This window comes from Achromobacter sp. 46006 (genome assembly GCF_059761975.1).
This window is the reverse complement of record NZ_JCBANN010000106.1, coordinates 1-9,697: the sequence shown is the minus strand read 5'-3', so window position 1 is coordinate 9,697 and position 9,697 is coordinate 1. Positions and strand designations below refer to the sequence as shown.

Below are 9,697 nucleotides of genomic sequence, written 5' to 3'. Positions count from 1 at the left end.
CCGTTGAGAGTCTGTCGGAGACACCAGATGTCACACAGAGACGGCCGCTGGCGCGGGCCGAGCCCCCCAACCCTGTCGCGCCGGTTCCGCCCGCGCCCGCTGCGCCAGCCGAGCCCGGCTTGCCCGCCGCCGCGCCGGCGCTTGAGGATCCGTCCGCGCCATCCACGCCGGTCGAGGATGATGCGCCCAAACCCAAGCCGGCGCCGGTCCTGGTGCGCCTGGACATCCGGCCCTGGGGCGAGGTATGGATCAATGGCGCCTCGCGAGGCGTCAGTCCGCCGGTGAAGGAATTGCGGCTGGTTCCCGGCAAGTATCAGGTGGTGCTGCGCAACGCCGACTTGCCTCCCTACCGGACCACGCTGGAAGTCAAGGCCGGCAAACCGGTAGTCATTTCGCACGTTTTCCAGTAGGGCGTGGGTCCACCTTTTCCAATGGTTCTAGGCTGGCGCTTCCTCGGGCGCAACAGGCAGGCGAAGCGTGAAGACCGAGCCCACGCCGGCCTCGCTGGTCACCTCGACCTCCCCGCCATGGCGTTGCGCCACGGTGCGTACGAAGGCCAGTCCCAGTCCCGCGCCACCCACATCCCCGCGTGTCGCGACGCCCACCCGCGAGAACGGTTCGAACAGGCGCGCCAGATCCTGCGGCGCGATGCCCTGCCCCTGGTCGCGGATCTGGACACGCCAAAAGCCTTGCGCCGCGTCGATGCCACATGTGATGCGGGTCTGTGGCGGGCTGTATTTGATCGCGTTGTCGATCAGGTTGCTCAAGGCTCGCATCAGTAGCGTCTGGTCGCCGCGCACATAGGCCACCGGCAGCGGCGGGACCACTTCCAGCGCGATGTCGCGCTTGTGCGCGGCTGCCCAGAATTCATCGACGCCATCCTGCAGCAGGCTGCCCAGGTCCAGGTCTACCGCGCTGATGGCCATGGATTCGGCGCGTGTCAGGTGCACGAAGTCATCGACCAGTTGCAACGTGCGGTTGGCCAAAGCGGCGATGCGTCCCAGGGCGTCAACCTGGCCGCCCGGCGCGGCGCCATCCTGCGTCATTTCTACCAGAGCGAGGATGGAGCTTTGGGGCGCCCGCATGTCGTGCGAAATGAAGCGCAGCGTCTCCTCGCGTTGCCGCTCGGCCTGGCGAATGCCGGAAATGTCCGTCAGTGTGGCGACGGTACCGGCGAAGTTGCCTTCGGCCGTGTGGATCGGCGCACACTTCAGGATAAGGTCGCGGCCGGCATGGTCGCGGACCTCCAGATCTGCACTCCAGGGAGACTGTTCCGCCATCGGCCCCTGGCCACTCAATACCTGGGCCACGCGTTGCCGCGTCGGCTCGTCGCCGATGGTCTTTTCCAGCAGGTGGATCGCCGGATGCCCGACACGCGGCGGCCGCATGCCCAGACGCTGGAAGTACATCACGGCGGCCTGATTGCGAAATTGCATGCGGCCATCCTGGTCGAATACCAACGTCGCGTCGGGCATCCCGTCCAACCCGTCGGCCAGGAACCGGCGCAGATTTCGCACGCGCGCCAGCGCCCGCTGCAATTCGCCGACGCGGCTCTCGAGCGAGGCGCTGGGCCCGCCGGACTGCGCCCTGGCTTCATTGAGCACCGGCGGATACTCGCGCTGCAACCGCCGCAGTTCGTTGTCCATGTAGCGCAGCGCGGCTTCCTGGCTGCGCCAGCTCCAAAGTGGATAGCACAGGGCCACGCCCAGAAGCGCCGCGGTTGGCGCGAACCACAGATAACTGTGTCCCAGCAGCAGCAGGCTGCAGAGCAACACCAGCGCCAGCAGGGCGATGTTGACGAGCAGTGCCAGGTTGGGCGACAGGCGCCAGAGCGCCAGACAGGCCAACAGTACCGGCAGCGCGGAGAACAGGGCGTTGAGCCAGGGGGCGGGTGGCTGGAAGGCGATGTCGTCATTGGCCGCCTGCAGCAGATTGGCAATGATCGCCACGCCGGGCATGCCGCTGACGTCATGCGAGACCGGCGTGGTGTAGGCATCGCCCAGGCCAGTGGCCCAGGCCCCCACCAGGATGTACTTGCCGCGTAGCTGATCGGCCGGCACGTCGCCACGCAGCACCGACAGGTACGACACGGTACGCGTATGCGCCAGCGGCCCGGCATACGGAATCAGGATGCTGCCGTCCGCGCTGGCACGACGCAACAACCTGTCGGCCAATGCCTTTTGGCCGCCAACGTCCAGCATGCTTAGTGCGAAGTGCTGCCAGCGTTCACCGCCATAATGGGTTGTCAGTATCGCCGAGCGCAGCACGCCGTCCGCATCCAGGCTGGCGTTGATGAAACCGCTGCCGGCCGCTGCCTGGGCCAGCGCGGGAAGGGGTGTGCTGATTGACGAGGGATGCCGCAGGCGATCCAGCACCACCGGCAGAACCGTGTGGCCATTGCGTCGGATGCTGTCGGCAAGGATGGCATCGTCGCCGGGATGGGCGGTGTCGGGTTCGGCGAAGATCAGGTCCAGGCCGACCGCGCGGGCGCCTTGCAGGCGGTCCAGCAGCGCCGCGTGCACCGCCCGCCGCCAGGGCCAGCGGCCCAATGCGTCGATGCTGGTGTCGTCGATCGCGACGATCAGAATGTCGGGCGAGATGGCGCGCCCGGTCCAGGCGACGGCGCGGTCATACAGGATCTGGTCGACACGTCCCAAACCGTTGAACCAGCCGAGCAAGGCGGCCAGTAGCGCCAACGCCACCGTCAACCACAGGCCTGATCGCGAGGTCCGGTCGATGGGGTCGACGGCTTCCGGCATGAGCGCCTGTCTAGTACTCGGTCAGCGTCACGAATCCGCCGCTGCCGGTGGCGACGCCCAAGCCGCTGCTTGTCATCAACTGGTTCACGCCGGTGAATGTGGCCATGGCGTCCTTGCCGCCCAGACCCAGCTCATCGATGGCCCGCACCGATACATAAAAGGTGCCAGGGCCGGGCGCGCTGAAGCGGATGTCCGGGGTGGCGAAGCGGGTGGAGGAAACCAGCCGGGTACCTTCGGCATCGCGTGCCACGCGCACCAGATAGCCCTGCGCGCCCGGTACGGGCGCGAAGGCGCTGGTCCAGGCGCCACCACCGGCGCGCACCGGCTCGCCCAGTTGCGGCGCCGCGAGCAGTCGGCGCACGCCCGCGACACGGCCGTCGGCGCCGACGGCCGCGCCGTAACCCTTGGCCACGGCCACCGGTTGCGCCGGCGCCGCGCCGGGCGCGTGCGGCTGTAATCGAACGCTGCCTTCCAGCACTTCGCTGTGCACGCCCTGGCTGCCGCTCTGTACGCGGAAACGCGTGCCGCGCACGCCTGTCACTGCCACCGGCGTACGCACCTCGAAGCGGCCCACGCCCTGTCCGGCCGGCGCGACGCTGGATTCGACACTGCCGCGCTCGACGTGGATGACCGAGTCGGTCAGGTTGGTGCCTTCGAATTGGCGCAGGCGCTTCATTTCGACGGCGCCATCAGCCGGCAGCGTGAGCTTGGAGCCGTCGGCCAGCTCCAGCGTGACAAAGCCGTTGGATGCGGTGACGACTTTGCTGCCTTCCGCCACGTTGGCGCCCGGCTTGAGCGCCTGTCCGTCCAGATTCGCCTGGCCGCTCACATGCACCACGCGCGCCTCGGCCGCACGCTCGGGAATCATCGACAGCGGGATGCGCAGTTCCAGTCCGATCGGCAGGCGTTCGGGCGTGGTGACGCTGTTGAGCGCCTGCAGCGGGTTCCAGTTGGCCGGGTTGCGCGTATAGGTCGCGGCAATATTGATCAGCGTATCGCCTTGGCGCACGCGGTAGATGAAGTTTTCGCCCAGCGCGCCGGCGGGTTGGCTATGCGAGGATGTTGCGAGCAGCAGGCCGGAAAGCATGGCAAGCAGGGAAAGCGCGCGGCAGCGGCTCATGATGTTCAAAACTCCAGGTAATGCCGCCTGGCGCTAGGGCGCCGGGGGCGTGCTGTCTTCGGACGCGCCGATCAATTCCAGCCGGTAGCCGAGCGCGTAGGAAGAACTCAGCCGCACGCCGTGCTCCGGCCGTAGCTGCAGCTTCTGGCGGATGTTCGACAGGTGGGTATCGAGCGTGCGCGAAGTGGCGGGAATCTCGCGGTTCCACACGCATTCGGCCAACACGTCGCGCGACATGAGCCGGCCCAGGTTGCGGAAGAACAGCAGCGCGAGTTCGAACTCCTTGGGTGCCAGCGCGACCGCCGCGCCATCCAGCGCGATGGTGCGTGCGGCCGGATCCACGCGGTAGTTGGCCACGTCGAAGGCTTCGTCGGCAGGCTCGGCGATCTGACTGCGGCGCAGCAAGGCAGCGACGCGCGCCAGCAGCTCCAGTGGCCGCAGGGGCTTGACGATGTAGTCGTCGGCGCCCGCGCGCAGGCCCTCGACCAGGTCGTCCTCGCTGGAGCGATTGGTGAGGAAGATGACCGGGATGCGCGGGCCGATGTTGGCGCGCAACCAGCGCACCACATCATCGCCATCGATATCGGGCAAGTGCCAGTCCAGCAGCACCAGGTCAAATGCTTCATTGCGCAAAGCGCCTAGCAGGTCGCGGCTTTGCTGATAGCTGGTGCAGGTGTATCCGGCGGCAGTCAGGACTTGCTGGATGCGTTTGGCCTGGTCCTGGTCGTCTTCCAGCGACGCGATTTTCATCAGACGGGGTCTCTCGCGAAGGTTGGCTGCGCAAGCGCGCCCTGTGGCGCCCTACTGCAAGAAGGAGAAAGGATTGTGCAATGGGATGATAACTCGCGTTGAGTCACTGTTGGCTACGTTGTGCCAACAACTGTCAAACATTGCAAAGTTGACGAATCTTGACTGGAGTTGTTGCAGGGCAACGGGCCAAACTGTCCTCAACCTCCCCCTCAATCGGCGGTTAGCCGGGCGCGCGGGGTGGCAGAAGGGATGGAAGATACTCATGAATCAATTGCGCGTACTGATGATGTCGCCGGACGAGGCCGCACGCAACGCCGCGGTGTCCGCGCTGCTTCAAGCTGGAATTTCGGCCCGTGGCTGTTCGACCTCTCTGGAATTGTTCAGCCTGCTGAGCAGCAGCACCTACGATGCCGTGGTCCTGAATGTGGGGACGCTGGGTGAAATCGGCTATGCCCTGGTGGCGCGGCTGCATGGATCTTCGCCGCTGGGGATTGTGGTGATGGGCAACAACCTGTCGCTGGAGACCCGTCTGCGTTGCCTGCAGAGCGGTGCCGATGCCTGCTTGCCGCCGCCGCATGACCCTAGGGAATTGGCGTGCATCTTGCTGGCGCTGGCCCGGCGCTTGCCCGTCGGGCAGGACAGCGCCCCGGCCGACGAACCCGCCCTGGGCCAATGGGAGTTGCGCGACCAGGGCTGGACCCTGGCGGCGCCCTCTGGCACGACGATCTCCCTGTCGGCCAATGAGCGCCTGATCGTGCGCTCGCTACTGGAAGTGGCGGGCAGGGCGGTGGGACGCAACGAGCTTGGCGACGAACTGCGGGTGGAAGGGGGCGGAGCGCGCTCCAGTGGCACGCGCAGCATTGACGTCATCGTCAGCCGCCTGCGGCGCAAGGCCGAACTGGCAGGCGTGATGTTGCCAATCCGCACGGTCTACGGCAGCGGCTACCTGTTCGCCGACCAGTAAGCCGCCCGCGGCGCTCCTCACGCTACCCAGTCGGCTAAGGGTCCCAAGCCCGGCCCGGGAGGGCAGGGAGCTGCTGGCGGAACCCGGGATATCCCGTGGCGGTCGACATTGCCATGCGCCGGCAATTTGGCCCCATTTTTGCCGACCTGCCCCCGAGCTGCACCTAACACGTCGTCTTTTGCCGGCAACACGCCTAGGCGCGTCGCTTACAAAAGTTTTTGACAGTGCGCCTGAACCTAAGCTATGCTAAAGGGCTTACTGCTTTATTTGCGCGCAAAGTTTGATGCCAGGAATGGCGATCAACAAGTGAAGCGCCAGGAAGACAGGTCCGGTCAATCACCCAGGCAACCTTTGCCTGGCGGCCCAAGGCCAAAGGGGTGCGTCACGAGCCTCCGTCAACCGACGCTGCCACCTCCGAAGCATCCGGTTTGTGCGTTTTCATGGTTTGTTGGCAAGCCCGCTCTTTTACGTATTTGAACGTTTGAGGCGGCCTTGCGCGAGCCGCCTTCTCCGAGAGTCACCGCTCGAGGAGACGAGTACGTAAGTACTTACCAGTGGTACGTAAAAGGGATTTCAAAGGTCATGCCTACCATTAGCCAACTCGTGCGCAAGCCGCGCGAAGTCAGCATCATCAAAAGCAAGAGCCCCGCGCTCGAAAACTGCCCGCAACGCCGCGGCGTGTGCACTCGCGTGTACACCACCACCCCCAAGAAGCCGAACTCCGCTCTGCGTAAGGTTGCCAAAGTGCGTCTGACCAACGGTTACGAAGTCATTTCGTACATCGGCGGTGAAGGCCACAACCTGCAAGAGCACTCGGTGGTTCTGGTGCGTGGCGGTCGTGTGAAGGACTTGCCCGGTGTGCGTTATCACATCGTGCGCGGTTCCCTCGACCTGCAAGGCGTCAAGGATCGCAAGCAAGCCCGCTCGAAGTACGGCGCCAAGCGTCCGAAGAAGGCCTAAGGGTTCGCAACGCGAATCAGCAGTACCCCCGCGTGGCGGCCATCCGTCATTAGGGAAGTGCAACCGCGCCGTCCGCAATACAGGAAGGTGCGCGGCACGTAAGGGGTCGTCTTATTGGACGGCCATGGCCGTGTAATGAAACACGGTTCAACTGAACAGACACAAGGAAGCAACAATGCCCCGTCGTCGCGAAGTACCCAAGCGCGAGATTCTGCCCGATCCCAAGTTCGGCAGCGTCGAGCTCGCCAAGTTCATGAACGTCGTCATGCTGGACGGCAAGAAGGCCGTCGCCGAACGCATCGTCTACGGTGCCCTCGAGCAAGTCGCCACCAAGACCGGCAAGGAGCCGATCGAGGTGTTCAGCCTGGCGATCAACAACATCAAGCCGATCGTCGAAGTCAAGAGCCGCCGCGTTGGCGGTGCCAACTACCAAGTGCCGGTTGAAGTGCGCCCCGTGCGCCGCCTGGCCCTGGCTATGCGTTGGCTCCGTGAAGCCGCCAAGAAGCGTGGCGAGAAGTCGATGGATCTGCGTCTTGCTGGCGAACTGATCGACGCCTCCGAAGGTCGTGGCGCCGCGATGAAGAAGCGCGAAGACACGCACAAGATGGCCGAGGCCAACAAGGCCTTCAGCCATTTCCGCTGGTAATTTAAGGACTAACCCACCATGGCCCGCAAAACCCCGATCGAGCGCTATCGCAACATTGGCATCTCTGCGCACATCGATGCAGGGAAAACCACCACGACCGAACGTATCCTGTTCTACACCGGCGTCAATCACAAGATTGGCGAAGTGCATGATGGCGCCGCCACCATGGACTGGATGGAGCAAGAGCAAGAGCGTGGCATCACCATTACGTCGGCCGCTACGACGGCGTTTTGGCGTGGCATGGCCGGCAACTACCCCGAGCACCGCATCAACATCATCGACACCCCGGGGCACGTGGACTTCACCATCGAGGTGGAACGTTCCATGCGCGTCCTGGACGGTGCCTGCATGGTCTACTGCGCCGTGGGTGGTGTTCAGCCCCAGTCCGAAACCGTGTGGCGCCAAGCCAACAAGTACGGCGTGCCGCGCCTGGCGTTCGTCAACAAGATGGACCGTACCGGCGCGAACTTCTTCAAGGTCTATGACCAGCTGAAGACGCGTCTGCGCGCGAACCCCGTGCCCATCGTGATCCCCATCGGCGCCGAAGACACCTTCAAGGGCGTCATCGATCTGGTCAAGATGAAAGCGATCATCTGGGACGAGGCCAGCCAAGGCACCAAGTTCGACTACGCCGACATCCCGGCCGAGCTCCAAGGCGCTGCCGAGGAATGGCGCGAGAAGCTGGTCGAGGCTGCCGCCGAGTCGTCCGAGGAACTGATGAACAAGTACCTCGAGACCGGTGCGCTGGAAGAAGCCGAGATCAATACGGCCATCCGCCAACGCACCATTGCTGGCGAAATCCAGCCGATGCTGTGTGGCACCGCGTTCAAGAACAAGGGCGTGCAGCGCATGCTCGACGCCGTCATCGACTACCTGCCGTCGCCCGTGGACATTCCCCCGGTTGAAGGCACCGATGACGACGGCAACGAAGTCAAGCGCAGTGCCGACGACGGCGAGAAGTTCTCGGCGCTGGCGTTCAAGCTGATGACCGACCCGTTCGTGGGTCAGCTGACCTTCGTGCGTGTGTACTCCGGCGTCCTGAAGTCCGGCGACACGGTCTACAACCCGGTCAAGGGCAAGAAGGAACGTATCGGCCGCATCCTCCAGATGCACGCGAACAACCGCGAGGAAATCAAGGAAGTTCTGGCCGGCGACATCGCCGCCGTGGTGGGCCTGAAGGACGTGACGACCGGCGAAACGCTGTGCGACGTCGACTCGCACGTCACGCTGGAGCGCATGGAGTTCCCCGAGCCCGTGATTTCGCAGGCCGTCGAACCCAAGTCGAAGGCCGACCAGGAAAAGATGGGCCTGGCGCTGTCGCGCCTGGCGCAGGAAGACCCGTCGTTCCGCGTGCGCAGCGACGAAGAATCCGGCCAGACCATCATTTCGGGCATGGGCGAGCTGCACCTGGAAATCATCGTCGATCGCATGAAGCGCGAATTCGGCGTGGAAGCCAACGTCGGCAAGCCGCAAGTGGCCTACCGTGAAACCATCCGCAAGACTTGCGAAGAAGTCGAAGGCAAGTTCGTCAAGCAGTCGGGCGGTCGCGGTCAGTACGGTCACGTGGTGCTGAAGGTCGAACCGCTCCAACCGGGCGGCGGCTACGAGTTCGTCGACGCCATCAAGGGCGGTGTGGTTCCTCGTGAATTCATCCCCGCGGTGGACAAGGGCATCCAGGAAACGCTGCCTGCCGGCATCCTGGCCGGTTACCCGGTCGTGGACGTCAAGGTCACGCTGTTCTTCGGTTCGTACCACGATGTGGACTCGAACGAAAACGCGTTCAAGATGGCCGGCTCGATGGCGTTCAAGGAAGGCATGCGCAAGGCTAGCCCCGTGCTGCTGGAACCGATGATGGCCGTTGAAGTCGAAACGCCTGAAGACTACGCCGGTACCGTGATGGGCGATCTGTCCTCGCGTCGCGGCATGGTCCAGGGCATGGACGACATGGTCGGTGGTGGCAAGACCATCAAGGCCGAAGTCCCGCTGGCCGAGATGTTCGGTTACGCCACGAACCTGCGTTCGCTGACGCAAGGTCGTGCCACGTACACGATGGAATTCAAGCATTACTCCGAGGCCCCCAAGAACGTCGCTGACGAAGTCATCGCCGCTCGGGCCAAGTAAATAACCCTCGCCGCGACCGCCCACAAGGCGGCGCGGCAAATATCGAAATTTCCTTGAAAGTCAAAGGATAGAGATCATGGCAAAAGGCAAGTTTGAACGCACCAAGCCGCACGTGAACGTCGGCACCATCGGTCACGTCGACCACGGCAAGACCACCCTGACGGCGGCGATCACGACCGTTCTGTCGACCAAGTTCGGTGGCGAAGCCAAGGGCTACGACCAGATCGACGCGGCACCCGAAGAAAAGGCGCGCGGCATCACGATCAACACGGCTCACGTGGAATACGAAACGGAAACGCGCCACTACGCGCACGTTGACTGCCCGGGCCACGCTGACTACGTCAAGAACATGATCACGGGCGCCGCCCAGATGGACG

The 9,697-nt window shown here is 64.2% G+C and carries 8 protein-coding genes and 1 pseudogene; 6 read left to right on the top strand and 3 right to left on the bottom strand.

What is annotated here, in order from left to right; translation table 11 throughout:
• A pseudogene (locus AC6LKG_RS25970) lies at positions 1 to 410 on the top strand (serine/threonine-protein kinase); the annotation flags it as partial.
• 27 nt (positions 411 to 437) lie between these two features.
• Here AC6LKG_RS25970 and AC6LKG_RS25965 read toward each other — a convergent pair.
• Genes AC6LKG_RS25965 through AC6LKG_RS25955 form a run of 3 tightly spaced genes read right to left on the bottom strand, consistent with a single transcriptional unit; the run spans position 438 to position 4,629 of the window.
• Positions 438 to 2,759, bottom strand: coding sequence for a CHASE2 domain-containing protein (locus AC6LKG_RS25965; RefSeq protein ID WP_498169765.1), 2,322 nt, complete (start codon positions 2,757 to 2,759; stop codon positions 438 to 440).
• Between the two features lie 10 nt (positions 2,760 to 2,769).
• Positions 2,770 to 3,879, bottom strand: coding sequence for a FecR family protein (locus AC6LKG_RS25960; RefSeq protein WP_498169764.1), 1,110 nt, complete (start codon positions 3,877 to 3,879; stop codon positions 2,770 to 2,772).
• 33 nt (positions 3,880 to 3,912) lie between these two features.
• Positions 3,913 to 4,629, bottom strand: a complete 717-nt coding sequence (locus AC6LKG_RS25955; protein WP_498169763.1) for a response regulator transcription factor — start codon at positions 4,627 to 4,629, stop codon at positions 3,913 to 3,915.
• A gap of 262 nt (positions 4,630 to 4,891) precedes the next feature.
• On the opposite strand from AC6LKG_RS25955, the gene AC6LKG_RS25950 reads away from it, so the two are divergent.
• The 5 genes from AC6LKG_RS25950 to AC6LKG_RS25930 all read left to right on the top strand — a co-directional run.
• On the top strand, positions 4,892 to 5,593 hold the full coding sequence (locus tag AC6LKG_RS25950; RefSeq protein ID WP_498169761.1) for a response regulator transcription factor: 702 nt from the start codon (positions 4,892 to 4,894) through the stop codon (positions 5,591 to 5,593).
• 582 nt (positions 5,594 to 6,175) lie between these two features.
• Positions 6,176 to 6,553 (top strand): 30S ribosomal protein S12, encoded by a 378-nt coding sequence (gene rpsL, locus AC6LKG_RS25945; RefSeq protein ID WP_005017264.1) that lies wholly within the window; start codon positions 6,176 to 6,178, stop codon positions 6,551 to 6,553.
• Between the two features lie 175 nt (positions 6,554 to 6,728).
• On the top strand, positions 6,729 to 7,199 hold the full coding sequence (gene rpsG, locus AC6LKG_RS25940; protein WP_006389600.1) for a 30S ribosomal protein S7: 471 nt from the start codon (positions 6,729 to 6,731) through the stop codon (positions 7,197 to 7,199).
• An 18-nt stretch (positions 7,200 to 7,217) separates the two neighbouring features.
• Positions 7,218 to 9,320, top strand: coding sequence for an elongation factor G (fusA, locus tag AC6LKG_RS25935; RefSeq protein WP_498169758.1), 2,103 nt, complete (start codon positions 7,218 to 7,220; stop codon positions 9,318 to 9,320).
• Positions 9,321 to 9,396: 76 nt separating this feature from the next.
• The coding region (locus AC6LKG_RS25930) for a GTP-binding protein (RefSeq protein WP_498082165.1) at positions 9,397 to 9,697 on the top strand (301 nt) is incomplete at its 3' end.